General features: G+C 69.0%; 22 protein-coding genes and 1 pseudogene. 13 read left to right on the top strand and 10 right to left on the bottom strand.

Translation table 11 applies throughout. The annotated features are described in order from the left end of the window. Positions 1-2: 2 nt before the first annotated feature. The 3 genes from VKQ35_RS03215 to VKQ35_RS03205 form a co-directional block, all read right to left on the bottom strand. Positions 3-1,157: an acyl-CoA dehydrogenase family protein gene (locus tag VKQ35_RS03215; protein ID WP_324358613.1), complete on the bottom strand. Its 1,155-nt coding sequence runs from the start codon at positions 1,155-1,157 to the stop codon at positions 3-5. Positions 1,158-1,258: 101 nt separating this feature from the next. Then, positions 1,259-1,825, bottom strand: coding sequence for a hypothetical protein (locus VKQ35_RS03210; RefSeq protein ID WP_324358612.1), 567 nt, complete (start codon positions 1,823-1,825; stop codon positions 1,259-1,261). A 26-nt stretch (positions 1,826-1,851) separates the two neighbouring features. Then, on the bottom strand, positions 1,852-3,072 hold the full coding sequence (locus VKQ35_RS03205) for a hypothetical protein (protein ID WP_324358611.1): 1,221 nt from the start codon (positions 3,070-3,072) through the stop codon (positions 1,852-1,854). A gap of 200 nt (positions 3,073-3,272) precedes the next feature. Between VKQ35_RS03205 and VKQ35_RS03200 the strand changes: the two genes are divergently transcribed. Then, the gene (locus VKQ35_RS03200) at positions 3,273-4,961 is read left to right on the top strand and encodes an AMP-binding protein (protein WP_324358610.1); all 1,689 of its coding nucleotides are present in this window, start codon (positions 3,273-3,275) and stop codon (positions 4,959-4,961) included. 15 nt (positions 4,962-4,976) lie between these two features. Here the strand turns inward: VKQ35_RS03200 and VKQ35_RS22020 are convergent. Then, positions 4,977-5,080 (bottom strand): annotated as a pseudogene (locus VKQ35_RS22020) (hypothetical protein); the annotation flags it as partial. A gap of 26 nt (positions 5,081-5,106) precedes the next feature. Here VKQ35_RS22020 and VKQ35_RS03195 point away from each other — a divergent pair. From VKQ35_RS03195 to VKQ35_RS03185, 3 genes are read left to right on the top strand one after another with little or no spacing between them, the layout of a single operon-like run. Next, a complete protein-coding gene (locus tag VKQ35_RS03195; protein ID WP_324358609.1) occupies positions 5,107-6,699 on the top strand; it encodes a carboxyl transferase domain-containing protein in 1,593 nt (530 codons plus the stop codon). A 2-nt stretch (positions 6,700-6,701) separates the two neighbouring features. Beyond that, on the top strand, positions 6,702-7,655 hold the full coding sequence (locus VKQ35_RS03190; protein ID WP_324358608.1) for a DUF3667 domain-containing protein: 954 nt from the start codon (positions 6,702-6,704) through the stop codon (positions 7,653-7,655). Next, positions 7,655-9,535 carry an acetyl/propionyl/methylcrotonyl-CoA carboxylase subunit alpha gene (locus VKQ35_RS03185; RefSeq protein ID WP_324358607.1) on the top strand — a complete coding sequence of 627 codons (1,881 nt, stop codon included), beginning with the start codon at positions 7,655-7,657 and terminating at the stop codon, positions 9,533-9,535. The genes VKQ35_RS03190 and VKQ35_RS03185 overlap by 1 nt, the downstream gene beginning before the upstream one ends. Positions 9,536-9,693: 158 nt before the next feature. On the opposite strand, the gene VKQ35_RS03180 is transcribed toward VKQ35_RS03185, so the two are convergent. The 5 genes from VKQ35_RS03180 to VKQ35_RS03160 all read right to left on the bottom strand — a co-directional run bounded on the left by VKQ35_RS03180 (position 9,694) and on the right by VKQ35_RS03160 (position 14,926). Beyond that, positions 9,694-10,317, bottom strand: a complete 624-nt coding sequence (locus tag VKQ35_RS03180; protein WP_324358606.1) for a flavin reductase family protein — start codon at positions 10,315-10,317, stop codon at positions 9,694-9,696. Further along, positions 10,317-11,621, bottom strand: a complete 1,305-nt coding sequence (locus VKQ35_RS03175) for an acetyl-CoA C-acyltransferase (protein ID WP_324358605.1) — start codon at positions 11,619-11,621, stop codon at positions 10,317-10,319. The genes VKQ35_RS03180 and VKQ35_RS03175 overlap by 1 nt, the downstream gene beginning before the upstream one ends. Before the next feature lie 55 nt (positions 11,622-11,676). Continuing rightward, a complete protein-coding gene (locus VKQ35_RS03170) occupies positions 11,677-12,645 on the bottom strand; it encodes a hypothetical protein (RefSeq protein WP_324358604.1) in 969 nt (322 codons plus the stop codon). Positions 12,646-12,647: 2 nt separating this feature from the next. Next, the gene (locus tag VKQ35_RS03165; RefSeq protein ID WP_324358603.1) at positions 12,648-13,889 is read right to left on the bottom strand and encodes a CoA transferase; all 1,242 of its coding nucleotides are present in this window, start codon (positions 13,887-13,889) and stop codon (positions 12,648-12,650) included. 107 nt (positions 13,890-13,996) lie between these two features. Continuing rightward, positions 13,997-14,926: an aldo/keto reductase gene (locus tag VKQ35_RS03160; RefSeq protein WP_324358602.1), complete on the bottom strand. Its 930-nt coding sequence runs from the start codon at positions 14,924-14,926 to the stop codon at positions 13,997-13,999. Positions 14,927-15,150: 224 nt separating this feature from the next. Here VKQ35_RS03160 and cpaB point away from each other — a divergent pair, with 224 nt between their 5' ends. Genes cpaB through VKQ35_RS03130 form a run of 6 tightly spaced genes read left to right on the top strand, consistent with a single transcriptional unit; the run spans position 15,151 to position 22,195 of the window. After that, positions 15,151-16,134 carry a Flp pilus assembly protein CpaB gene (gene cpaB / locus VKQ35_RS03155; RefSeq protein ID WP_324358601.1) on the top strand — a complete coding sequence of 328 codons (984 nt, stop codon included), beginning with the start codon at positions 15,151-15,153 and terminating at the stop codon, positions 16,132-16,134. A 20-nt stretch (positions 16,135-16,154) separates the two neighbouring features. Continuing rightward, positions 16,155-17,642: a type II and III secretion system protein family protein gene (locus VKQ35_RS03150; protein WP_324358600.1), complete on the top strand. Its 1,488-nt coding sequence runs from the start codon at positions 16,155-16,157 to the stop codon at positions 17,640-17,642. Positions 17,643-17,650: 8 nt separating this feature from the next. Next, the gene (locus tag VKQ35_RS03145) at positions 17,651-18,841 is read left to right on the top strand and encodes a hypothetical protein (RefSeq protein ID WP_324358599.1); all 1,191 of its coding nucleotides are present in this window, start codon (positions 17,651-17,653) and stop codon (positions 18,839-18,841) included. Beyond that, positions 18,841-20,274, top strand: coding sequence for a CpaF family protein (locus tag VKQ35_RS03140; RefSeq protein WP_324358598.1), 1,434 nt, complete (start codon positions 18,841-18,843; stop codon positions 20,272-20,274). The genes VKQ35_RS03145 and VKQ35_RS03140 overlap by 1 nt, the downstream gene beginning before the upstream one ends. Next, on the top strand, positions 20,271-21,230 hold the full coding sequence (locus VKQ35_RS03135) for a type II secretion system F family protein (RefSeq protein WP_324358597.1): 960 nt from the start codon (positions 20,271-20,273) through the stop codon (positions 21,228-21,230). The genes VKQ35_RS03140 and VKQ35_RS03135 overlap by 4 nt, the downstream gene beginning before the upstream one ends. Before the next feature lie 5 nt (positions 21,231-21,235). Next, positions 21,236-22,195: a type II secretion system F family protein gene (locus VKQ35_RS03130; protein ID WP_324358596.1), complete on the top strand. Its 960-nt coding sequence runs from the start codon at positions 21,236-21,238 to the stop codon at positions 22,193-22,195. Positions 22,196-22,199: 4 nt separating this feature from the next. Here the strand turns inward: VKQ35_RS03130 and VKQ35_RS03125 are convergent, their stop codons facing one another. Then, the gene (locus tag VKQ35_RS03125; protein ID WP_324358595.1) at positions 22,200-23,279 is read right to left on the bottom strand and encodes a hypothetical protein; all 1,080 of its coding nucleotides are present in this window, start codon (positions 23,277-23,279) and stop codon (positions 22,200-22,202) included. A 107-nt stretch (positions 23,280-23,386) separates the two neighbouring features. Between VKQ35_RS03125 and VKQ35_RS03120 the strand changes: the two genes are divergently transcribed. The 3 genes from VKQ35_RS03120 (at position 23,387) to VKQ35_RS03110 (ending at position 26,177) form a co-directional block, all read left to right on the top strand. Then, positions 23,387-24,682 carry a cytochrome P450 gene (locus tag VKQ35_RS03120; protein WP_324358594.1) on the top strand — a complete coding sequence of 432 codons (1,296 nt, stop codon included), beginning with the start codon at positions 23,387-23,389 and terminating at the stop codon, positions 24,680-24,682. A 113-nt stretch (positions 24,683-24,795) separates the two neighbouring features. Next, the gene (locus VKQ35_RS03115) at positions 24,796-25,797 is read left to right on the top strand and encodes a phosphotransferase family protein (RefSeq protein ID WP_324358593.1); all 1,002 of its coding nucleotides are present in this window, start codon (positions 24,796-24,798) and stop codon (positions 25,795-25,797) included. Then, positions 25,794-26,177 carry a hypothetical protein gene (locus VKQ35_RS03110; RefSeq protein ID WP_324358592.1) on the top strand — a complete coding sequence of 128 codons (384 nt, stop codon included), beginning with the start codon at positions 25,794-25,796 and terminating at the stop codon, positions 26,175-26,177. The genes VKQ35_RS03115 and VKQ35_RS03110 overlap by 4 nt, the downstream gene beginning before the upstream one ends. Positions 26,178-26,192 lie beyond the last annotated feature (15 nt).

Raw genomic sequence — 26,192 nt, 5'->3', positions numbered from 1 at the left:
GTTCAAAAGCTCTTCGGCAGGTCCAACACGTGGGTGGCCACGTGGCTGAGGATGAGGTTCGTGGAGATCGGCGCCACCTGGTAGAGGCGGGTCTCGCGGAACTTGCGCTCGATGTCATATTCCTCGGCGAAGCCGAAGCCGCCGTGGGTCTGGACGCACATGTCGGCGGCGTACCAACTGGCCTCCGACGCTGTGAGCTTGGCCATGTTGGCCTCGGTCCCGCAGGGGTGGCCGGCCTCGAACAGGGCGGCGGCGTGGTCGACCATATGGCTGGCGGCGGTCATCTGCACGAAGGCCCGGGCGATCGGAAACTGCACGCCCTGGTTCTCGCCGATGGCGCGGCCGAACACCTGCCGCTCGCGCGCGTAGGCGCTCGCGCGGTCGATGAAGAACTTGGCGTCGCCGATGCACTCCGCCGCGATCAGGATGCGTTCGGCGTTCATGCCGTCGAGGATGTAGCGGAAGCCCTTGCCCGCCTCGCCGATCAGGTTGGCCGCCGGCACGCGCAGATCCTCGAAGAACAACTCGGTCGTGGCGTGGTTCAGCATGGTGCGGACCGGGCGGATCGTCAGGCCGTTCCCCACCGCGGCGCGCATATCCACCAGCAGCACGCTCATCCCATCCGAGGGCTTGGCCGCGTCCGCCCGCGCCGTGGTGCGGCAGAGCAGCACCATCAGGTCGGAATGCTCGGCGCGGCTGATCCACAGCTTCTTGCCGCTGACCACGTAGTCGTCGCCGTCGCGCCGCGCGAAGGTGGTGATCCGCGTGGTGTCGGTGCCGGCGTCGGGCTCGGTGACGCCGAAGGCCTGCAGCCGCAGTTCCCCCGAGGCGATCTTCGGCAGATAGGCCTCTTTCTGCGCCGGGCTGCCGTGCCGCAGCACCACGCCCATGGTGTACATCTGCGCGTGGCACGCGCCGCCGTTGCCGCCGGAGCGATGGATCTCCTCCAGCACCGCGGTCGCGGCGCCGAGCCCCAGGCCCGAGCCGCCGTAGGCCTCCGGGATCAGCACCGAGAGGAAGCCGGCTTCGGTGAGCGCCCGGACGAATTCGGTCGGATACTGCCGCTCCCGGTCCAGCGCCCGCCAATAGGCGCCGGGGAACCGCGCGCAAAGCCGGCCGACAGCCTCGCGGATTTCGGGGAAGGTCTGGGTAGGCACAGGCGCATCTCTGGCGCCTGCCCCTTTCACTGTCATCCCGGAAAGCGCGCGCTTGTCTGGGACCCAAGGCCCCGCACGTCAGGAGGACGAGGTCCGCAGAGCTACTTTCTCCCGAAGAGCCGCTGGAATAAACCGGGCACCTTCGGCGGCCGCACCCCTTCCAAGGCGACAAATACGATCCCTTGCTCATGGTCGTCGCGATACCCGCTCAACGCCGCCACGATTTCTGGACCGGCGTCAAACATCCAGTCGACCTCGGGATCTTCGCCCTCTGCTTCTTGCTTCTGGTGCAAATCCTGTCTGATGCCCGCCAGCTCCGCGGGAGGAGATCCTTCCACGGCGAGGTTGGTGAACCCGTGCTCGGGATTGTGGGTGGCCGACCAGGTCTCCGCCCCATCGTGAAAGCCGCGGGCGACGCTCACCATGACGTGCTCTTCGACCTGACAGGCAAGGGCCTCCGCGCCCGCCGACAACCTCTGCATCAGCTCCAGCGTCGGATAGTCGAACCTGATGTTTCGCACGACCAGCCAGCCGTTGCCCATGTCGCCCAGCGACAGCTCAGCGCCACCCCAACCCGCGGTCCTTTCCGTTTCCTCGCAGCCAAGCCTTCGGGCGACCTCCGAGCGATCGAGGCCCCGAATGGCGATCCACGAATTCGAGCGTCCCATTCACGTCTCCCTTCCAGACGACCGAACTATTGCCATGGGGCCCGCCGATTTGGATCCGCCCAATCCACAGCAGGAAGGCCCAGTGCCGAGAGTCCCTGACCTGCAATCTGACCGACATGGGGCGGCATCCAATGGTCATTCCGCACTGTGCCGGGATTTTGGGCCTGGTATCGGAGTTGGTTTGGCGTTGGGCGAGCCCACGGTCCGAACTTCGACTCGGTGGCTTCAACAGGTCCATCGACCAATGTGCTGTCCAGGATCGTCCTGCCACCGCCGCTCAGGCTCCGGGGTACTTGCCTTTCCGCGGTCGGATTTCCTTCAAAGAACGACTTCGCGTCGGAAAGCGCCTCTCCGAGCTTACCCTTCTGCCAAGGTCGCAATCCGTTGCTCCAGTATTCGCCGGCAAGCTGCCCGACGCCGCCAAAGCCGCCGCCGGCTACCATCGAATGGCCTACGTTCTCGGAATCAAAATCTCGATTGAGCAGTCCATCCAAGGTGGACGTGACGCCCGCCCCCAAGGCTGCGGTCGGGACCGGCCGAAGGCGGCCGCCGCTCGCCGCCATCGCGCCGCCACCTGCCGCAGCGCCGACATAGTCACGCCAGCCGGACGGATGGTGCGAAAGCACATCCGTAGCGCCTTGGCCTACAACTCCTAGCGCTGCACCTCCCAGGGCCACCCTCGCACGAGTTGCATTGGAAAGCGCGGGCATCGCCCGCACGGCCGTCGTTGCCAGCCGCGGAGCGATCGTCGCCGCAGCTCCGTCAGTCGCGAGAATATCCAGAGCCGTTCCGCCTGCCTCTCCCAGTCCTCGTGACAAAGGATAATGAATTTGGTCGTACTGATCTTGATCGCGCGCCGCCTGCACTAGCTGATGAAAGCGTGAGCCGACCGGCTGGCCTGTGAACAGCGCTGGCACGCTGCCGATCGCCGCTTCGGCTTGGTCGCCATAGCCAAACAAGACTCCATCCGTCGCGCCACGGCCCACTGCTCGCGCGCGCTCAACCAGCTCGTCGAGCGAACTCGAAGGCGGACTCCCGCAGGCGAGTTGCGCCGCGCCCAGCGCCCGCACATCGAGAGGTGTCGGGGCCGAAAGGTCAGCACCTCGCTGCGTGGCGGCTGCCCAGGCGTCACGGCCCGCCGCCTCCGACTGTGGATCGTTCAGCCGCGCGACATCTCCGGCGCGCTTAGCCATCCAGCTTGAAATGTCGCTGTCATCATCGAGCTCACCGTCAGACCACAGCCGCATTCGCCCTCCAACTTCACTGAAAAGTTCATCCCGACGCCGCTGCCCAAGACGGCGTCCCGCGAATGCCAAGGTTCTCACGGTGCAGGCGAGAGGTCAAGAACAAAAGAAGAACATTCTAGCAGTACTGCGCGGGGCGCTGGCGTTCGAACCGGGATGACACGGGGTTGGAAGGCGCTAGGGTCGCCGTTGGGGAGAGACCTGTGACAGACCTCAGCTACGTCAGCGGCGCGAGCGGCAAGCCTCTGCTGGGCCAGACCATCGGGGCGGCGTTCGATGCGGCGTGCGCGGCGCATCCGGATGTGCCGGCGCTGCTCTCGCGGCATCAGAAGATCCGCTGGACCTATGCGCAGATGAAGGTGCGGGTCGACGCGCTCGCGGCCGGCCTGCTGGCGCTCGGCCTGGAGCCCGGCGACCGGGTGGGGATCTGGGCGCCCAACTGCGCCGAGTGGGCGGTGACCCAGTTCGCCACGGCGAAGGCCGGCCTGATCCTGGTCAACATCAACCCGGCCTACCGCCTCTCCGAGGCCGAGTACGCGCTGAACAAGGTGGGCTGCAAGGCGCTGGTCACGGCCGTCGCGCACAAGACCAGCGAATACCTGCACATGCTGCGCGAGCTGGCGCCCGAACTGTCGGCGGCGCGGCCGGGCGATCTGCAGGCGGCCCGACTGCCGGCGCTACGCCTGGTGATCACGTTGGGCGAGCAGGCGCACCAAGGGTGCCTCGCCTTCCATCAGGCCTGCGACGCCGGCACGCCGGCCGATGCCGCCCGCGTGGCCGAGATCGGCGCGGGCCTGCAGTTCGACGACGCCATCAACATCCAGTTCACCTCGGGCACCACCGGCTTCCCCAAGGGCGCGACGCTCAGCCACCACAACATCCTCAACAACGGCTATTTCGTCGCCGAGGCGATCGGCCTGCAGGTCGGCGAGCGGCTCTGCATCCCGGTGCCGCTCTATCACTGCTTCGGCATGGTGATGGGCAACCTCGGCTGCGTCACCCATGCGGCCACCATGGTCTATCCGTCGGAGGGTTTCGATCCGCTGGCGGTGCTGGAGGCGGTCGAAGCCGAGGCCTGCGCGGCGCTCTACGGCGTGCCGACCATGTTTATCGCCATGCTGGGCTGCGAGCGGTTCGGCGAGTTCGACCTGACCAGCCTGCGCACCGGCATCATGGCCGGCTCCCCTTGCCCCATCGAGGTGATGAAGCAGGTGGTCGACAAGATGCACATGCCGCAGGTGACCATCGCCTACGGCATGACGGAGACCTCGCCGGTCAGCTTCCAGTCGGGCGCCGACGACAGCCTGGAGGTCCGCGTCGCCACCGTCGGCCACGTCCATCCGCACCTGGAGGTGAAGATCGTCGACGAGGCCGGGCGCGTCGCCCCGCGCGGCGCCACCGGCGAGCTTTGCACGCGGGGCTATTCGGTGATGCTGGGCTACTGGGACGATCCCGAGCGGACGGCCGAGGCGCTGGATTCGGCCGGCTGGATGCACACCGGCGACCTCGCCACCCTCGACGCCGACGGCTGCGGCAACATCGTGGGCCGCATCAAGGACATGGTCATCCGCGGCGGCGAGAACGTCTATCCGCGCGAGGTCGAGGAGTACCTCTACCGCCACCCGGCGATCCAGGACGTGCAGGTGATCGGCGTCCCCGATCCGAAGTACGGCGAGGAACTCTGCGCCTGGATCGTGCTGAAGCCCGGCGAGGCCCTGACCGCCGAGGCCGTGCGGGCGTTCTGCCAGGGCCAGATCGCCCACTACAAGATTCCACGCCACATCAAATTCGTGGAAGGCTTTCCCACCACCGTCACCGGCAAGGTGCAAAAGTTCGCCATGCGCGAGGCGATGATTGCGGAATTGGGCCTCGTGCTGGAAAAGACCGCATGAGGAAAAACCCCTTCGCGTGTCATCCCGGACGGCCGAAGAGCCGATCCGGGACCCAGGAGCCACCGCACTGCATCCGCCCCTGGGTCCCGGCTCTCCGCTCCGCTGCGGCCGGGATGACGGACGTTTTGATGATGGATCGCTGTCGATGAGAAAGCTTGCGAGCGCCATCGACGCCCAGTCCGTCACCTACGCCGCCAACGCCAAGGTCAACCGCCAACTCGCCGCCGAACTGCGCGAACGCGCCGGCCAGGCGGCGCTCGGCGGGTCCGAGGACAGCCGCAAGCGCCACGAGAGCCGCGGCAAGCTGCTGCCGCGCGACCGCGTCATGCGGCTGATCGATCCGGGCTCGCCCTTCCTGGAGGTCGGCCAGCTGGCCGCCAACGGCCTCTACAACGACGAGGCGCCAGGCTCAGGCATCATCGTCGGCATCGGCCGCGTCTCGGGCCGCGAGTGCATGATCGTCGCCAACGACGCCACGGTGAAGGGCGGCGCCTACTATCCGATGACGGTGAAGAAGCATCTCCGCGCCCAGGAGATCGCCCTGCAGAACCGCCTGCCCTGCATCTACCTGGTCGACTCGGGCGGCGCGAACCTGCCGCACCAGGCCGAGGTCTTCCCCGACCGCGAGCACTTCGGGCGCATCTTCTTCAACCAGGCGCGGATGAGCGCCGAGGGGATCGCCCAGATCGCCTGCGTCATGGGCTCCTGCACCGCCGGCGGCGCCTATGTGCCGGCGATGAGCGACGAGACCATCATCGTCCGCGGCCAGGGCACGATCTTCTTAGGGGGTCCCCCGCTGGTGAAGGCCGCCACCGGCGAGGTGATCTCGGCCGAGGAACTGGGCGGCGCCGACACCCATGGCCGCCGCTCCGGCGTGGTCGACCATGTGGCCGCCGACGACGAGGACGCGCTTTCCATCGTCCGCTCCATCGTGGCGCGGCTGAACACCACCAAGCGCGTCGACATGGACATCGCCGAGCCGCGCCCGCCGGCCTTCGATCCCGAGGAGCTCTACGGCATCGTGCCCACCGACGTGCGCGCGCCCTATGACGTCCATGAGGTGATCGCCCGCATCGTCGACAACTCCGAGTTCGACGAGTTCAAGCAGCTCTATGGGACCACGCTGGTCTGCGGCTTCGCGCGCATCTGGGGCTATCCGGTGGCGATCCTGGCCAACAACGGGGTGCTGTTCTCGGAGAGCGCGCTGAAGGGCGCGCACTTCATCGAGCTCGCCTGCAAGCGGAAGATCCCGCTGATCTTCCTGCAGAACATCTCGGGCTTCATGGTCGGCGGCAAGTACGAAGCCGGCGGCATCGCCAAGGACGGGGCCAAGCTGGTCACGGCCGTGGCCTCCGCCGAGGTGCCCAAGTTCACCGTCCTGATCGGCGGCTCGTTCGGGGCCGGCAACTACGGCATGTGCGGCCGCGCCTATTCGCCCCGCTTCCTGTGGACCTGGCCCAACAGCCGGATCAGCGTCATGGGCGGTGAGCAGGCGGCGAGCGTACTGGCCACGGTCCACCGCGACGCCGACAAATGGACGCCGGCCGAGGAAGAGGCCTTCAAGGCCCCGGTGCGCCAGCGCTACGAGGACGAGGGCAACCCCTATTTCGCCACCGCGCGCCTGTGGGACGACGGCATCATCGATCCCGTCCAGACCCGCGACGTCCTGGGCCTGTCCATCTCGGCCTCGCTGAACGCGCCCATTCCGGAAACGCGCTTCGGCGTGTTCAGGATGTAGCCATGGCCACGGGCGACAACCTTCTCGAAGCGGTCACCGCCGACACCCTCGCGCACGAGGCCGCGCGGGCGTCCAAGCACAGCCTGCCGATCGGCGCGCCCTGCCCCAACTGCCACACCGCGCTGGCCGGACCCTGGTGCTACGCCTGCGGCCAGCGCGGCGAGAAGTACCATCGCTCCATCTGGCGGCTGACCTGGGAGGCCCTCGAAGGCCTGACCGATTTCGACGGCCGGATGTGGAAGACCTTTCCGCGGCTGATCTTCCGCCCGGGCCGGCTGACCCGCGAATATCTCGACGGCCATCGCGCCGCCCAGGTGCCGCCGTTCCGCATCTTCCTGGTGGTGGTGCTGTTGGTGTTCTTCACCGGCGGCCTGGACCTGCAGGCCAACCGCGCGAACATCAATTTGATCACCCTCGACAAGGCTGAGGCTCCACAGGGGATGTCGGCGGCTGACCGCGCCGACTTCCAGAAGGTGATACAGGTCATGCGCACCGAGTTCTCCAAGCCGGCGCCCAACAAGACGCCCACGGAAAGGTGGCTCCGCGCCCAGATCGTCAAGGCGTTGGCCAATCCGGACGCGTTCAAGGCGGCCCTGGCGGAGTGGGCGGAGCGGCTGGCCATCGTCATGCTGCCGATCGCCGCCCTGATCCTGAGCGTGCTCTTCGTCTTCAAGAAGAACGTCTACGTCTTCGACCACCTGATCTTCTCGATGCACTCCCTGTCGTTCCAGGGGATCCTGCTGTCGGTGGTGTTCGCGCTGGGCACGGTGGCAAGCTGGGGGCCGTGGCTGCTGTTCCTGTCGCCGATCCATCTCTTCGCGCACATGCGCGCGACCTACAGGATCAGCTGGTACGGAACCCTGATCCGCATGTTCCTGCTGTTCATCGGCTCGGCCTGGGCCTTCGGCTTCCTGATCGTCGGCCTGCTGCTGGTCGGCCTGGCCACGGTGCATTGATGTTCAAATCCGTCCTGGTCGCCAACCGTGGCGAGATCGCCCGCCGGGTTTTCGCCACCGCGCGGCGGATGGGGATCGCCACGGTCGCCGTCTATTCCGAAGCCGATGCGAGCGCGGCCCATGTGGCTGACGCCGACCAGGCTGTGCTGATCGGCCCGGCCGCCGCACGCGAGAGCTATCTGGTCCCGGAGAAGATCATCGCCGCGGCGAAGGCGACCGGGGCCGAGGCGATCCACCCGGGCTACGGATTCCTGTCGGAGAACGCCGACTTCGCCGATGCGGTTGTCGCCGCCGGCCTGATCTGGATCGGCCCGCCGTCGTCGGCGATCCGCGCCATGGGTCTGAAGGACGCCGCCAAGGCGCTGATGGCCAAGGCCGGGGTGCCGGTAACGCCGGGCTATCTGGGCGAGGACCAGGCTGAAGGCACGCTGGCGAAGGAGGCCGCGCGGATCGGCTTTCCGGTGCTGATCAAGGCGGTGGCCGGCGGCGGCGGCAAGGGCATGCGCAAGGTCGAGAAGGCCGCCGACTTCGACGCCGCGCTCGCCTCCTGCAAGCGCGAGGCGGCCGCCTCGTTCGGCGACGACCGCGTGCTGCTGGAGACCTATGTGCAGCGCCCGCGCCACATCGAGGTGCAGGTGTTCGGCGACAGCCACGGCGGGGTCGTCCACCTCTACGAGCGCGACTGCTCCCTGCAGCGCCGCCACCAGAAGGTGATCGAGGAAGCGCCCGCGCCCGGCATGGACGATGTGACCCGCGCCGCGATCACCGGCGCCGCGGTCAAGGCCGCAAGGGCGGTGAACTACGTCGGCGCCGGCACCATCGAGTTCATCGCCGACGCCAGCGCCGGCCTGCGCCCCGACCGCATCTGGTTCATGGAGATGAACACCCGCCTGCAGGTGGAGCACCCGGTCACCGAGATGGTCACCGGCCTCGATCTGGTGGAGTGGCAGTTCCGCGTCGCGGCCGGCGAAGCCCTGCCGCTGACGCAGGATCAGATCGGGCTGGCCGGCCACGCGGTGGAGGCCAGGCTCTATGCGGAGAGCCCGGCGACCGGCTTCCTGCCCTCGACCGGCGTGCTGGAGCATTTCGAGCTGCCGCCGACCGTGCGCGCCGACGCCGGAGTCGAGGAGGGCGGCGAGGTCACCCCCTTCTACGATCCGATGATCGCCAAGCTGATCGCGCATGCCGAGACCCGGGAAGCGGCGCTGAGCGAACTGGCCGAGGCCTGCGACGAGGTCGAGGTGTGGCCGGTGAAGACCAACGCCGGCTTCCTGGCCCGCTGCCTCGAGGCGCCCGACTTCATCGCCGGCGACCTCGACACCGGCTTCATCGAGCGCAACCTCGCCGAGCTGGCGGCGGCGCCAGAACCCTCACCCGCCGCGCTGTCGGCCGCCGCCGAAGCGGCGATGATCGTCGACGAGACGCTGACCCCTGACGCCTCGCCCTGGCGCGACCTGCCGGGCTTCCGCCTGAACGCGGCGCCGGAGACCACAACCCGCCTGTTCCTGGGCGGCAAGCCCATCGTCTGCGCCGTCAACGACATGGCCGCGCCGCGCTCGGTCCTGCTCACCGACGAGGACGAGATCGTGGTCTTCGAGGCGGGCGAAGCCTTCGTCTTTGCCACCCATCCGCCCGCCGCCGACGAGGCCGGCGCGGCCGGCGACGGCGCCATCCGCTCGCCCATGCCCGGCAAGGTCACCGGCCTGTCGGTCAAGGCGGGCGAGGCGGTGAAGAAGGGCCAACCGCTGCTGGTCCTCGAAGCCATGAAGATGGAGCACGCGCTCACCGCGCCCTTCGACGGGACGGTGGACGAGGTGTCGGTCAGCCTCGGCGCCCAGGTCACCGAGGGCGCGGTGCTGATGAAGCTCAGCGCGAGCTGACCTCTTCTCCAAGCTCGTCATTCCCGGCCTTGTGCCGGGAACCTATGAACTCCGAGATGAAGGGGACGCGGCAGCGGCGCCCGCTATCCTCTGGCGGCCTCTGTGATCATGGGTTCCCGGGACAAGCCCGGGAATGACGACCGAAAAAGAGAGTGAACTCACCGGGGTTTGGGCATCTCGAACATGGCGTCGGGGCGGATCTCGGCATAGTCGCCCATGCGACCGGCCCGCAGGATCGGATGGGCCTGGGCGGTCTGATAGATTCCGTCGACGATCAGCGCGCGGTCGATGTGCACCGCGACGACCTCGCCCAGCACCAGCCAGGTCTCCACCCGCTCGCCGGCCGCCGTGGTGAGTTGGATGAACTGCGACAGGCGGCACTCGAAATTGACCGGGCTCTCCAGCACCCGCGGCGGCGCGACCTTGAGGCTCGGCGCCGGGGTCACGCCGCCCAGTTCGAACTCGTCGATGTCGGCGGCGACCGTGGCCGAGGTCGCGTTCATCCGGTCCTTCAGCGCGTGCGTCGCCAGGTTCCAGACGAACTCGCCGGTGGCCTGGATGTTGGCCACGCTGTCCTTCCAGCCCGTGCTGGCGAAGCCGATGATCGGCGGGCGGTAGTTGAAGGCGTTGAAGAAGCTGTAGGGCGCGAGATTGCGTGTCCCCTCGGCGCTCAGCGACGAAATCCAGCCGATGGGCCTGGGACCGATGATGGCGTTGAAGGGGTCATAGGCCAGGCCGTGCCCCATCGCCGGCTCATAGCTGTGAGCGTCGGCTCCAGCCATCAGGCGTTGCGCAGCAGGGCGACCGTGCCCTGGCCGCCGTCGGCGCAGATGCTGACGATGGCGTGGCTGCCGCTCGGCAGGGCGGCGAGCTCCTTGACCGCCTGGCTCAGGATGCGCGCGCCGGTGGCTCCGAACGGATGGCCAAGCGCGGTCGAGCCGCCGTTGGGATTGAGCCGGTCCATCGGGAACTTGCCGAGCTTGGCGGTCACGCCGGCCTTGTCCTTCAGGAAGGCCGGGTCCTGGATCGCCTTGATGTGGCTGGCGACCTGGGCGGTGAAGGCTTCGTGCAGTTCCCAGAGCGCCACGTCGCCGTAGGTCAGGCCGTTGCGGGCCAGCAGGCGCGGGATCGCATAGGCCGGCGCCATCAGCAGGTACTCGTTGAAGAGGTCGATGGCGTTGGCGATGTAGTCCACCAGCCGCACCCGCGGGACCTCGGCCGGGAGACGCTTCAGCCCCTCGGCGGTCGCGACCCACATGGCGGCCGCGCCGTCGGTGAGCGGGCTGGAGTTGCCGGCGGTGAGCGTGCCCTGACCGCTGGTCCGGTCGAAGGCGGGCTTCAGCCCGGCCAGCGCCTCCATCGAGGAATCCGCGCGGACCAGGGTGTCGCGGCCGGTCTCCTCCAGCCGCAGCACCAGGTCGTCGAAGAAGCCGGCGGCCCAGCCGGCGGCCGCCTTCTGGTGGCTGGCCAGCGCCAGTTCGTCCTGCTCGACGCGGCTGATCTCCCAGCCCTTGGCCATGTCCTCGGTGTGCTCGCCCATGGACTTGCCGGTCGCCCGGTTCTTGATCTGCGGGATAAACAGCCGGACGTCGCGCGCCCGGGTCCCGCGCAGCGCCGCCCAGCGGCCGGCCAAGTCGCGCGCCTCCATGAACGCCCGCAGGTCGTCGGAAAGGCCGGGCGAGAGCCCGATCTGGATGCGGCTCATGGCCTCCGCGCCGCCGACCAGGGCCAGGCTTCGGCCCGCCGCGTCGTCCAGCATGCCGCCGGCCTGGAAGGCGCCCATCATCGAGGTGGAGCAGGCCATGATCGTCGACGACGCCGGGATGGTCGGGTCGCCGCCCGCCGCGATCAGCGCCTCGCGCGCCAGGTTGCTCATGGTCAGGTTCGGGATGACCGCGCCCCAGTTCATCAGGTCGGGCCGCCCGCCTTTCGTCAGCATCGCCTTGACCACCGGGATCGAGAGATCGAGCGCGTCGTTCGCCGCCAACGGCCCGCCGGCCTTGGCGAAGGGCGTGCGCACGCCGGCGGCGAACCAGACATCCGGTTTGCCCGAGGTCGGGGATTTCGTGGCGGCGGCTCTGGCCATGGGATGCTCCTAAGCGTCGCCTAGAGATGGCCCCGGCGGCGCGGCATGCAAAGCCTCACTTCTTGGCGCGGGCCTTTTCGTCCGCCCGGGCGCCGGCCAGGATGTTGGGCAGCGAATAGTTGCCCTCGTGGCAGGCGAATTCGTAGATCGGCCTGGAGCTCGCAAACAGCGAATATTCCGCCAGCCAGGGCGCGGTGTAGATCGACGGATCGACCACCGTGTACTGGTAGAGAAGCTCGGTCTTGGAGACCCGCGTATAGCGCTCGATCACCTTGGCGCTCTGCGGCACGAACAGCGTCGGGAAGGGGCGGATCGCGTCCTTCGCCGGCAGGCCGGTCGTCTCGACGACCAGGGTGTCGCCCTCCCACCGGGCGATCGCGTCGCCCAGCGGTCCGGCCATCGACAGCGAACCGTGCTTGTCGGTCAGCGGGATGATCCGTAGGTCCGGGCCGTATTCGGTCAGGATCACCACCGCGTCCTTGGTCTGGACGATCTGGCGCGGGTTGATGTCGCCGGTGCTGGCGATCGGCGGCTGGCCCCAGCCGACGACGCAGCGCTCCCAGTTCGGCCGAACTTCGGGGTCGTCCTTGGGGAACGGCGGCTCGGTCTGGGTGCGCAGCAGCTGTTCGATGAAGCGCATCTGGCCGCGCATGCCGGGCGTCAGCGGCAGCATGCCGTCGGCCGGCTGCACCACCTGGCGCGTGCGCCTCTGGCCTTTGACGATCGCCAGGTCCGAGCGGCCGGGGTCGGCGCGGATCTCGGCCACCTCGGGATCCTGGGCGAAGATCGCCAGCTTGCCGGCCTCGGCGTTCAGCTTGCGGGCGTAGGCCGTCGCCTCGGCTTCCGACAGCGTCAGGCTCGGCATGTCGGGCCGCGCCTCCATCGGCAGGAAGAAGTGGGTGTTCCAGATGCCCTGCAGGTCCGGCTGGCCGAGCGCGTTGCGCGGCGCGTGGTAGTCCGCCGCCAGCGCCGGCGCGCCGGTCAACAGGGCGGCGGCCATCAGCATCAGGCTCAGCGGGTTCATGGTCACTCGGCTCCCGCCACGACACCTGCATCATGTAGGCGCCCGATCTCGGCTCCGCTCAAGCCCAGCACATCGGCCAGCACTTCGTCCGTATGCTGCCCGAGCTTCGGCGCAGGTTGCACCGATTGCCGGACATCCGGCAGCACCGTGCCCATGGCGCCAGGCGTGATGTAGTCGAGGCCGCTCGGATGGCGGACGGTCTGGAACAGCGGGTTGTCCTTGTAGAGACGCGGGTCGTCCAAGGCCTCGACCATGGTCTGGTAGGCGCCCCAGGTGACACCTCCGGCGTCCAGCGCGGCTGTGAGCTGGGTTGCGTCCTTCGCCGCGAAGGCAGCCTCGAACAGCGGATAGAGCCGCGCGCGATGGGTGAAACGCAGGCCCTCGTCGGCGGCGAAGGAAACGCCGAGTTCGGCCTCAACCACCGCGACCTCGTCGGCGATGCCGAGCGCCTCCAAGGCCTTCGACCACTGCCGCGGCGTCACGCAGAGCAGCATCAGGCGCTGGCCGTCGTGGGTGGTGAAATCGCGGCCGAAAGCGCCGTATAGATCATTGCCCATGCGTGGGCGGGGCTCGCCGGTCGTCAGCGTCTCCGCCGCGAAGCCCAGGTTCGCCATGGTGGCCGCACCCACGTCGGAGAGCGGCACGCGGATCTCGCGCCCGCCCTCGCCGCGCATCCGCCCGATCAGGGCCGCCGTCAGAGCGAAGGCGCAGTAGGCGCCGGTCAAGAGATCCCAGGCGGCCAGAACATGGTTCACCGGGCGCGCATCGTCCGTGGGTCCCGTCATCAGCGGCAGGCCGAGCGCGGAATTGATCGTGTAGTCCATGCCCTGCGATCCGTCGGCCCAGCCCATCACCCGCACGCAGATCAGGTCGCGGTTGAGCGCGCTCAGCGTCGCATGGGAGAGGAACCCCTCCACCGGAAAATTGGTCACGAACATTGCGCCTTCTGGGGCGCCTTCTGGGGCGCCGCCCGCGCCGCCGGATGCGGCCAGCCGCTGCGCGATCTCCCGGCCCTGCGGACTCGAGAGGTTGAGCGCGACCGACTTCTTGCCCTTGTTCAGCCCTTCCCAATAGAGGCTGGACCCGTTGTCGGCGAGCGGCCAGCGGCGGAAGTCCGGGCCCCCGCCGATGGCGTCGAAGCGGATCACCTCGGCGCCCATCTGCGCCAGATAGAGCCCGCAGGTCGGCCCGGCCACGAAGGCCGACCCCTCCACCACGCGCAGGCCTTTCAACAGATCGTACATGTGCGGGTTTCCCCCAACTCAGGTCCTCCCGGAATGGGCGCAAGCCCATGTCCGGGACCCATAGACACAAGGCTCGCCGCGAAATCACCCGCCATCGGGGAAAGTGATCACCCGATCAAATCCCCGACCTCTTTCACCTCTTCCGGCGTCAGATGCCAGGCGGCGGTGGCGGCGTTGGTCTTGACCTGCTCGGGCGTGGTGGCGCCGGCGATCACGGACGAGACGACCTCGTGGCCGAGCAGCCAGGCGAAGGCCAGCTCCAGGATGGTGTGGCCGCGCTCGGCCGCCCAGGTCTCCAGCTTCTCGACCTTGTCGAAGTTCTTGTCGCTCATCGCCGCGGCGCCCCGCGCGCCCCAGGCCGCCAGCCGGGTCCCCTCCGCCGGCTTTTCGCCGCGCCTGTACTTGCCGCTGAGCAGGCCCGAGGCCAGCGGGAAGAACGGCAGGAAGCCCAGGCCGAAATGCTCGCAGGCCGGCAGCACCTCGAACTCCACCTTCCGCTCCAGCAGGGAATAGAGGTTCTGGGCGGAGACAAACCGCGTGCTCCCTGCCGCGGTCCAGTCCGCATCGGCGATCTGCCAGCCCGTGAAGTTGGAATTGCCGATGTAGCGGACCTTTCCCTGAGTCACGAGGTCGTCCAGCGCGCGCAGGGTTTCGTCAATCGGGGTGTCGGCGTCGGGGGCATGGAACTGATAGAGGTCGATGTAGTCGGTCCCGAGCCGGCTCAGGCTGTCTTCCACCGCGCGCATGATCCACCGCCGTGAGCCGCCCATGCGGCGCGGGTCGTCGCCGATCCGCATGCCGAACTTGGTGGCGAGCGTGATGTCCTGCCGCCGCTTGCCGAGCGCCTTGCCGAGGAACTCCTCCGACTTGGTCCCGCCATAGATGTCGGCGGTGTCGAAGAAGGTGACGCCGGCGTCGAGCGCGGCGTCGACCACGGCCTGCGTCTGCTTGGCGTCGATGCGCATGCCGAAATTATTGCAGCCCAATCCTACCTCGCTGACCTTCAAGCCCGAGGTTCCCAGCCGGCGCATTTTCATCGTCGTTCCTCCGGATGTTTTTGAGGGCCCTGGCGGCCGCGCGGCGGGACCCTAGCCGCATCCTCTTCTCATCCCAAGGCGCCGCGGCCCCGACCCCATGCTCAAGCCTGTTTACCCCTGAGCAAGCTTGCTGGCCCGTTCACTAGTTTTGTTGGCGATATCGCAAGTGTCGGCTTCGTAAGCTCACGATCCGAAACAGGTTTTTCAACCGAACGGTCCAAGCCATGCGTGTCGTCACCATTGTCAGTCTCGGGGCCTGCGCCCTGTTCGGTCTTTCCGCCCTGGTGGTGGCCAAGACCATGATGCCCAACCCGGGCGTGGCCAAGGCCGCGGCCCCGCAGCCCATGGCCGGCGTGCCCATCGTGGTCGCCAAGTCGGCGCTGAAGTTCGGCGACAAGCTGGACGCTTCGAAGATCGAGGTCCTGAAGGTGCCGTCGAACGCCGTGCCGGACGGCGCGTTCGCGACCACCGCGCTGGTGCTGTCCCAGGACGGCGGCGGACCGCCGGTGGTCCTCACCCCCATCGCCGCCCGCGAGCCGCTGTTGCCGGCCAAGCTTTCCGGTCCGGGCGCCCGCGCCTCGGTCGCCGCCGAAATCCATGACGGCATGCGCGCCTACACCATCAAGGTCAGCGACGTCACCGGTGTCGGCGGCCACGCCCTGCCGGGCGACCGGGTGGACGTCGTGCTGATGCGCGACCTCTCGGCCGACGCCCAAAAGCACAACTACATCTCCCAGGTGGTGATCCAGGATATCCGCGTCCTGGGCGTCGACCTGAACGCCGACCTCGCCTCCAACAAGCCGGCGACGCCGTCGACCGCGACCCTCGAGGTTTCGGTGGCCGACGCCCAGAAGCTGGCGGTGGCGGGCGACCTCGGCAAGCTGTCGCTGGCGCTGCGCAAGACCGGCTCGGCCGAGATCGCCCAGACCGCGCCGATGCGCACCGAGGCCCTGTTCGGCGGCCAGCCGCGCAGCACGGGCCACGCCACGGTCCGGCGCGTCAAGGTCGCTGAGGCCATGCCGGCCGCTCCGGCCCTGATCACCATCGTGGCCGAGGGCGGCAGCGACCAGCATCCCGGCAAGGCGCGCGCGCCGAAGCCGGCGCCGGCCGCCCCGCCCGCGACGCCGGCCGCTCCGGCCGCCGCGCCGAACCCGGCCGTCCCTGGCGCGGGCGCCGGCGTCGGCGCCGGCACGGCCCACACGTCCTAAGAACCCTGGAGCCCATGACCATGTCACGCCACCTGGCCACCGCGCTCTGCGCCACCGTCAGCCTGCTGGCGGCCACCGCCGCCGCGACGCCGGTCTTCGCAGACCAGTTCGCCAGCGAGGCCGCGCCCGTCCGCACCATCTCGGTGCCGAAGGACAAGGCGCTGTCGTTCCGCCTGGACGAGCCCGCCAGCAAGATCGTCGTCTCGCAGCCAGACATCGCCGAGGTGGTCGCCACCACCGACCGCAGCTTCTATGTCCGCGGCCTCGACGTCGGCTCGACCAACCTCTTGGTCTATGGACCGGGCGGCCGGCTCCTGCAGATGATCGACGTGCGCGTCGGCTTTGACGCCCGCGCGCTGCAGAGCGACATCGACACCGCGTTCCCCGGCGAGGCCGTCAAGGTGCAGACGCTGGGCGAAGGCCTGCTGCTCACCGGCACGGTCTCCTCGACCAGTGTCGCGACCCGCGCCAAGGCCATGGCCGACAAGTTCGCCCCCGACGGCGCGACCTCGGCCCTGCTGGTCAGCGCCTCGCAGGAGGTCGTGCTTGAGGTCCGCGTCATGGAGGCGACCCGCTCGTCCCTGCAAGACGCCGGCTTCTCCGGCGCGATCACCAGCGGCAACACCACGATGAACTTCGGCAGCGGCCTGATCGGCAACACGCCGGCCAACGGGGTCCTGGGCTTCGCCACCCACGCCGGCGTCAACGGCGTGAACCTCAGCCTGCAGGCGCTTGAGGAAAAGGGCATCGTGCGCACGCTCGCCAAGCCGACCCTAGTGGCGGTCTCCGGCGGCAAGGCCAGCTTCCTGGCCGGCGGCGAGTTCCCCTATCCGGTGCCGCAGGGCCTGAACCAGATCACGCTGGAGTTCCGCCAGTACGGGGTGAAGCTCGACTTCACGCCGACCGTGCAGGACAACGGCCTGATCCGCCTGGCCGTGGCGCCCGAGGTCAGCCAGCTCGACCAGACCAACTCGATCAAGATCGACGGCGTTCAGGTGCCGGGCCTGATCACCCGCAAGGCCGACACTACCGTCGAGATCCGGGACGGCGACTCCTTGGCGCTCGGCGGCATGTTCATGCACACCTACAACAACGACCTGCGCCAGTTCCCGGGCCTGGGCGACATCCCGATCCTGGGCGCGCTGTTCCGTTCGGCCCGCTGGGCGCGCAACGAGACCGAGCTGATCATTATCGTGACGCCGCACATCGTCACGGCGCGCGACTTCGAGAGGGCCGGCAAGACCGCCGACATCGCCACCCAGGAACCGAGCACGCTTGGCTTCATGGTCGGCGGCCAGGTCTCCAAGGGCCCGCCGATGAGCCGCGACATGCGCGGTCCCATCGCGCCGCCCCCGCCGGCCTCGCCGGTGGCCTCCGCCAGTTCGCCGGCCGCCTCGGTCACTGCCCCGACGACGACCCCGGCCGCGACCCCGGTCGCCGCCGCCACGCCCACCCTGCCGCTCCGCGGCGAAATCACCGCCGCCGCCGTTCCCGCCTCCGGAAAGTAAGTTCCTCCATGAGTACCCAGTCCCTCAGCGGTCGGCGCGTCCTGGCTATTGGTCCGGCGCTCGCCGGGCTCGCCGCGGGCCCGCTTGCAGGGGCCCAGATGGAGCAGGCGACGCTGGCCAAGCTGGTCGGCGTGACCGCGGCCGATGCGGACCTGATCATGATCGACGCCGACGCCTGGGCGGACCCGGCGCTGGCGGCCGGCATCCAGGCGCTGACCATCTCGCCCAGCCCGCCGCCGCCGGTGCTGCTGGTGGGCTCGCACCTGCCGACCGCGGTGGTGCGCAACCTGTTCCGGCTCGACCATTCCGACGTGCTGGAGGCGCCCTTCACGCCCGAGGCCGTGGTCGCGGCGATCGAGGGCCTGCTGGCCGCCAAGGCCGCCAAGACAGTCGCCGCCGCCGCCCCGGCGACGGCCGTGCCGCAGGCGGCCGCGGTCGCCCGTTGCTGGGCGGTGATCGGCGCAGTCGGCGGCTCGGGCGCCACGACGCTCGCCATCGAGATCGCCAACCAGCTCTGCGGCCGGCAGGCCAAGGAAAAGAGCGTCTGCCTGATCGATCTGCACTTGGCGGACGGCTCGGCCGGCCCCTACCTCGGCGCGAGTCCGACGCTGCGCGTGGCCGATCTCGCCGCCGCCGCCGACAAGCTGGACGCGGCCATGCTGCAGGCCTTCGTCACCCCGGTGACCAAGCAGCTCGACCTGCTGGCCGCGCCGCGCGACCCGCAGGCCTTCGAGGCCGCGCCGCGCGAGGCGATCCTGCGGATGCTGGAAATCGCCTGCGAGAGCTACGACTGGGTGATCCTCGACATGCCGCGCCACCGCCGGTCCTGGAGCCTGGAGGTGCTGGGCGGCTGCGACGAGATGCTGGTGATTTCCGAGCTGACCGTGCCGGCCCTGCTCGCCGCCCGCTCGCTCTCCGACGAGATCGAACGCGACCTGGGCTCCGGCCAGAAGCCGAAGATCGTGCTGAACCGTCTGGCCAGCCGCATGTTCGGCCCGGCGCCCTCGATGGCGGAAGCCGAGCGGGCCCTGCAGCGCAAGGCCGAGGGCGGCGTCAGCTCCGACTGGGAAGCCGCCGCGGCCTCGGTCAACCTGGGCGGCCCGATCGCCACCCACCGGCCCAAGTCGAAGATCGTCAAGGACGTCCAGCAACTGGTCGACCGCCTGGCCGCTCACGCCGTCGCCACGAAGGCCGCCTGATGGGACGCTTCGGACTCCCCGGCGCGAAGCCCGCGGCCGAGCCCGCCGCGGCGCCGGCGCCGGCCGCCCCCGCCGCCGCCCCGGCTCAGACGCTCGCCTCGCCGCCTCCGCCGCCGATGCCGCCCAAGCATGTGCCGACGCCCAAGGGCGGGCCGCCTTCGCAGCTGGACACCCGGCTTCGCCTGCACTCGCGGCTGATCGAGGAGCTCGACCTCGCCAAGCTCGACAAGCTCGACGAGAAGGACATGCGCCGCGAGGTCATGAGCCTGGTGGCCGACTTCGCGCGGTCCGAGCGGATGGCGCTGAACACCGCCGATCTGCAGGAGCTCGGCGCCTCGATCTTCGACGAGATGGTCGGCCTGGGCCCCCTTGAGCCGCTGCTCAAGGACGAGAGCATCAACGACATCCTGATCAACGGCCCGTTCCAGGTCTACGTCGAGCGTCGCGGCGAGCTGGAGCTGACGCCGGTCCGGTTCCGCGACAACGACCATCTGCTGCGCATCGTCAACCGCATCGTCGCCGGCGTCGGCCGCCGCATCGACGAGAGCCAGCCCATGGTCGACGCGCGCCTCGCCGACGGCTCCCGCGTCAACGCCGCCATCGCGCCGATCGCCATCGACGGCGCCGCGGTCTCGATCCGGAAGTTCTCCAAGAAGCCGCTCACCCTGGAGCGCCTGGTCGAGTTCAACGCCATGCCGATGGCGGTGGCCGACTTCATCCACGGGGCGGTCAAGTCCCGCGTCTCGACGGTGATTTCCGGCGGCACGGGCTCGGGCAAGACGACGCTGCTGAACGCGCTTTCCGCGGCCATCAGCCACGGCGAGCGCCTGATCACCATCGAGGACGCCGCCGAGCTGCAGCTGCAGCAGCCGCACGTGGTGCGCCTGGAGACCCGGCCGCCGAACATCGAGGGCAAGGGCGAGATCCGGCAGCGTGAGCTGGTCAAGAACGCGCTGCGGATGCGTCCCGACCGCGTGATCCTGGGCGAAGTCCGGGCCGACGAAGCCTTCGACATGCTGCAGGCCATGAACACCGGCCACGAAGGCTCGATGGCCACGATCCACGCCAACAACCCGCGCGAGGCGATCGGCCGCCTCGAACAGATGATCGCCATGGGGGGCCTCGCCATCAGCCCCGACGCCATGCGCCAGCAGATCGCGTCCGCCATCGGCCTGATCATCCAGGTGATGCGCCTGTCGGACGGCAAGCGGAAGGTGACCCACGTCACCGAGATCACCGGCATGGAGGGCCAGGTGGTGCAGATGCAGGACATCTTCACCTTCAACCGCACCCACACCGATCCGGACGGCACGGTGCACGGCGAGTTCCGCGCCACCGGCCTGCGGCCGCGCTGCATCGACGAGATGAACCGCCGTGGCATCGCCTACGACGTCGCCAACTTCGACCCGAGCAAGGCGCTGGGGGTGTCATGACCGTCAGTCCGAACGTCATCTTCCTGATCCTGGTCTTCGCCGCGGTGTTCACCGCCGGCCAGTCGATCATCGGCCTGGTCTCGGTGGCCACCCAGAAGCGCAAGGTGAACAAGCGGCTGAAGGTGGCCGAGCGGGTCGACGGGGTCTCCGCCCTGGTCATGGAGCTGCGCAAGCAGCGCGGCCTCGACGCCAAGGGCGAGCGCGGCCGGCGCCTGCGCTGGCTCTCCAACCTGATCGTCGCCTCGGGCCTGAAGTACGAGCCGAAGAAGTGGACCGTCTATGCGATCCTGGCGGGCCTGGTCGGCGGCATGGCCGCCGCCGTGCTCTCCAAGAACCCGCTGCTGTTCCCCGTCGGGCTGCTGCTGTTCGGGGTCGGCGGACCGATCTTCTATCTGAAGCACCTGGTGAAGAAGCGCGCCAAGGCGCTCGGCTTCCAGCTGCCGCAGGCGCTGGAGATCATCGTCCGCAGCCTCGAGGCCGGCCACCCGGTGCCAACCGCGATCAGCCTCGTGGGGCGCGAGATGGTCGATCCGATCGGCTCGGAGTTCGGCATGGCCGCCGACGAGATCGCCTATGGCGCGACCATGGAGCAGGCCGTCGAGCGCATGGCCGAGCGTTGCCAGCATCCCGACGTCGACCTGTTCGCCGCCACCGTGCGCCTGCAGGAGCGCTCCGGCGGCAACCTGACCGGCCTTTTGAAGCTCAACGCCGCCACGGTGCGCGAGCGGCACAAGATGCGGCTCAAGATCCAGGCCGCCTCATCCGAGGGCCGCGCCTCGGCGATGATCCTGACCTCGGCGCCCTTCGTCTCCACCGGCTTCATCGTGATCTCCTCGCCGCACTTCTACGGCGATGTCATCCATGAGCCGCTGGTGAAGTGGGGCCTCTTGGGCCTCGGCATCTGGATGTTCCTCGGCAACCTGGTCATGCGCCGCATGATCGATCTTCGGCTGTAGTCGCCATGAACCCCGCGCAGATCCAGAACATCATCACCGTCGCCGGCGCGCTGTTCATGCTGGCCGGCGGCGGCGGCGCGGCCTTTGTGGCGGCCGGCGAGCTGCGCCTGCGGGCCATCCGCCGGGGCCGCCTGGCGCCCGATAGCGGCGCGCGCATGGGCGGGGCGAGCCGTCCGCGCGACCCCAACTCCGGGATCGGCGGCCAGTTCATGGGCCAGATCCGCAAGCTCGGCCAGCAGAGCGCGGTGCGCGATCCGGCCAAGCTTTCGGTGCTGCGCTCGCGGCTGATGCAGGCCGGCTTCTACAATCGCGAGGCCCCGGTGATCTATCTGGGCGTCCGCGCCGCCAGCCTGGCGGCGGCGACGCTCGGCGTCATCCTGGTCCTGCCGCTGGTGGTCGGCGGCAAGGGCGGCTTCGGCGGGGTCGCTATCGCCGGCGTCCTGGCGCTGATCGCCATCCTGGGGCCGGACCGGGTCTTGAACATGCGCCGCTCCAAGCGCGAGCGCGAATATGCCGACGGCTTCCCCGACCTGCTGGACCTGCTCGTGGCCTCTGTCGAAGCCGGCCTTAGCCTCGACGCCGCGGTGACCCGGGTGACCGAGGAGCTGGCACGGCGCTATCCGAACCTGACCGTGCACCTGCGCTTCCTGGTGCTGGAGCTGCGGGCCGGCAAGTCGCGCAAGGACGCCTGGTCCGCCTTCGCCGACCGCCTGGGCATCGACGACGCCCGCCAGCTGGCCACCATGCTGCGGCAGGCCGAGGAGATGGGCACCAGCCTTGGGGAAACGCTCACGGTGTTCTCGCAGGACATGCGCTCCAAGCGGATGCTGCGGGCCGAGGAGAAGGCGCTGGCGCTGTCGGCCAAGCTGACCGTCCCGCTGATCGTCTTCATCTTCCCCTGCCTGCTGGGCTCACTGATGCTGCCGGCCGCGGCGCGCCTCGTGCACGTCTTCAGCCACCACTAGGCGGCTACAGGCCATAGGGCCGGTAGGGTCCGAAGATCAGCTGCTCGAAGACGCCGACGCCCTCCTGCGGCGCCTCGCCGGGGGCTTCGTAGATCGCGGTCGAGATCGCCTGGATGTGCCAGTTCTCGGGCGAGGCCATGTCGGCGGCGGCGATGTCGATGTCCTCGCGCGCCACCGCCAGTTCGCCCTTCAGCGCGCCGTGGCGCCACTCGCCGCCGTAGCCGATGCCGCGCATCAGGAAGACGCCTTTCGGCTTGATGGCGATGCTGGCCTCGCCCTGCGCCAACGGGACCTTCAGCGTCCCGCCCAGCGCGTGCCGCGTGCCGGCCTTGAGCGTCACCTCCTCCATCCGGGGCGCGTCGGCATGCCAGCCGCCTTCGGCGCCGGCGCCGTCCGGCAGGATCACCGCGCGGGTGTTCCAGGGGCGCCCCTCATGGTCGGCGTTGACGTGGAAGAAGACGCTTTTGTCGGCGAAGTTCAGCGGCGCCCACTGCCAGAAGAAGCTGGGGATGGCGTCGCTGGGAGTGGACTGGGAGTCCGGCGCGCCGACCGGCCGGATGCCCCACGAGCGGTCGCGGGTGCCGGTCCAGCCGGAACCCAGCGCGCGGCGCTCGCCGTCCACCTCGGTCCAGCCGGAGACCCGCACGTTCTGGGTGAGGCGCGTGTAGTCCATGAACACCCGGGGGCCATTGCGGCGCATGAACCGCGGCTCCTCGATCGGAAAGGCGCGGCCTTCGAAGGTCAGGTCGCAGGCCAGGCCCTCGGCCTTCTCGACGACCACCCGCAATTTCTGCAGCGGCTCGATCACCTCGATGCGGATCGGCCCCACCGACAGGTCCATCCGCTCCATGCGCAGGATCTTCGACGCGTGCAGGCAGTATTCCTTACCGTCGCGGATGATGGCGACGTGGGCGTCGGCGACGTTCAGCGCCGGATAGACCCCGAAGGCCACGGCGACGAACTCGCTGCCGTCGGGCGAATATCCGTTGAAGAAATAGCGGTCGTAGAAATTCCGGTCGGAGCCCGCATAGGCGATCGGCTCCGGCGTCTGGTGGATCGGGAAGTCGTCGCCCTTGGTCAGCATCTGCGGCTCCCTCGCCCTTGACGTGTCGTCACGCTTGCGACGCGCTCTTGGGCCGTATCAAGTGCGTGCGACGGCAAGAACACAAGTGAAGTGCGGAGGAGCGTCCGATGAGCGTCATGACCGAGGTCGACCATCGCATCCCCAAGGACGTGGCCGAACAGCTGGTCGCCCCGGGCGCCTACGCCGACGGCCGGATCCACAAGGCCTACGCCTGGCTGCGCAAGAACGAGCCCTTGGGCGTCGCGCAGGTGGAGGGCGTCGACCCCTTCTGGGTGGTCACCCGCCACGAGGACATCCTGGAGATCAGCCGCCAGAACGACCTGTTCCACAACGGCGACCGCTCCCCGACCCTGATCGGCCAGGAGGGCGACCGCAAGGTCCGCGAGATGATGGGCGGCAGCCCGCACCTGTTGCGCACGCTGATCCACATGGATGCGCCCGATCACCTGAAATACCGCCTGCTGACCCAGGCCTGGTTCATGCCGCAGAACCTCAAGCGGCTGGAGGATCAGATCCGGGTGCTCGCCAAGGCCTCCGTGGAAAAGATGGCCGCCAGTGGCGGTCGCTGCGACTTCGTCAAGGAGGTCGCCCTGCACTACCCGCTGCATGTGATCATGAGCATCATGGGCGTGCCCGAGGCGGACGAGGGCCGCATGCTGAAGCTCACCCAGGAGCTGTTCGGCGCCTCCGACCCGGAGCTGGCCCGCGATCCCGACGAGCTGGAGAAGCCCGCCGAGGAGCGCCAGATCGATTTCGGGGTGATCATCGACTTCTCGAACTACTTCCGCGCGCTCTCCGAGAGCAAGCGGGCGCACCCGACCGAGGACCTCGCGAGCCTGATCGCCAATTCGCTCATCGACGGGGCGCCGATCAGCGACCTGGAGGCGATGAGCTACTACATCATCGTCGCCACCGCCGGGCACGACACCACCTCGTCCTCCACCGCCGGCGCCATGTGGGCCTTGGCCGAGAACCCGGCCCAGCTCGCCAAGGTCAAGGCCGACCCGTCGCTGATCCCGGGGCTGGTCGACGAGTCGATCCGCTGGACCACGCCGGTGAAGACCTTCATGCGCACGGTCACCGCCGACACCGAGTTCGCCGGGCGCCACATGAAGAAGGGCGACTGGCTGATGCTTTGCTACGCATCAGGCAACCGCGACGAAGCGGTGTTCGAAGCGCCGCAGGAGTTCCGCGCCGACCGCAAGCCCAACAAGCACCTGGCCTTCGGCTACGGCGCGCACCTGTGCCTGGGCCAGCACCTGGCCAAGATGGAGATGCGCATCCTCTGGGAAGAACTGCTGCCCAGGCTCTCGGACCTCGCCCTCGACGGCGAGCCGGCGATGAGCGAGAGCGTTTTCGTCAACGGCCCCAAACGCCTGCCCATCCGCTTCAAGATGGATTGAGTGTTGAACTTCCTCCTCTGTCATCCCGGACAGCCCGCAGGGACGATCCGCTGCGGCCGGGATGACAAAGATGGGGGCCTGGGCCTGTGACGCAGCACCCCCTCGAACCGCGCGTGGCCGCGTACATCGCCAAGCAGCTGCCGGACGCCTCCGATGTCGCCGTCAGCGGCCTGGAGCGCATCTCGGGCGGGGCGTCACGGGAGACCTACCGGTTCCGGCTGAGCTATCGCCAGGGCGGACAGACCCACGAGCGAAAACTGATCCTGCGGCGCGATCCGCCGGCCAGCCTGATCGACACCGAGCGGCGGATCGAGTTCGCGGCCTACCGCGCCTTCCACGGCTCCGCGGCGCCGGTGCCGGAAATGCTGTGGCTGGAGGAACAGGACGACGCTCTCGACCACCCCTTCTTCATCGCCGAGGAACTGGCGGGCTTCCAGGCCGCGCCGCAGCTCCTGTTCGCTGGCGGCTATGACGCGGTGCTGCCGCGGGTGGCTGAGCGCAAGTGGACGATCCTGGGCGAGATCGCCAAGGCCGACCCGCAGGCGTTGAACCTGACCTCGGTCATGGAGGCGCCGGCGCTCGACGCCTGCTGGCGCCGCGAGCTCGACCACTGGGAGGCGGTCTTCGACACCGACGAAGCCGAGCCGCAACCGATCGCGCGCGCCGCCATCCGCTGGCTGCGCGCCCACCCGCCGCCGCCGGCCCAGAAGCTTTCCGTCGTGCATGGCGACTACCGCACCGGCAACTTCCTCTACGACGAGGCCGGCGAGATCCATGGCGTGCTGGACTGGGAGATGGCCCACCTGGGCGACCCGCTGGAGGACCTGGCCTGGGGTTTCAACCCGGTCTGGGAGTTCGGCCGCGGCCTGGCCGGCGGGCTGGTCCCGAAGGATGAGGCCGTAGCCATCTGGCGGCGCGCCAGCGGCCTTTCCGTCGATCCAGCCGCCCTGCACTGGTGGATCCTGTTCAACTGCGTGAAGGGCCAGGGCATCTGGGTCGGCTCGGCGCGCGCCTTCATCGACGGCGGCAACCGCGACCCGATCCTGGCCTACGCCGCCTGGTGGTTGCTGAACGCCCAGGATCGGTCGATCCTCAAGGTGATGGGGAAGCTATGACGCCTGAGGCGCCGATCGTTCTTGCGGAACTGGCCGCGTTGGTGATGCGCAATGGCGCGCCGGAGGTTCCGGCGGGCGAGCGGCAGAGCCAGTTGACGCTGGCGGCCATGCTGCTGGGCGTCGCCGCCGAGGTCTGGGACGGCGCGGCGGACAGCCTGGTGCGGGAGAACCGCGCGCTGGCCGCTTTGCTGGACGACGCCGCTGGCGAGGACGACCTGAAGCTCTCCGCGCTGCGGGCCGAGAACGCGCGCCTGCGCGCCCGGCTGATCGCCGCGCAGATCGCCGCCGAAGAGGCCGGCGACCCCGACCGCGAAGCCGCCATCTGGGCCGAACTCGTCGCCTCCACCGAGCGGCGCAAGCTCTCGATCTCGTCGATCTGACCCAGGTCTGAACAG

The sequence above is a fragment of the Phenylobacterium sp. genome, assembly GCF_035309685.1.
Lineage (GTDB): Bacteria > Pseudomonadota > Alphaproteobacteria > Caulobacterales > Caulobacteraceae > Phenylobacterium.
The sequence above is the reverse complement of the archived record's forward strand: the minus strand, read 5'-3'. Positions and strand labels throughout refer to the sequence as shown.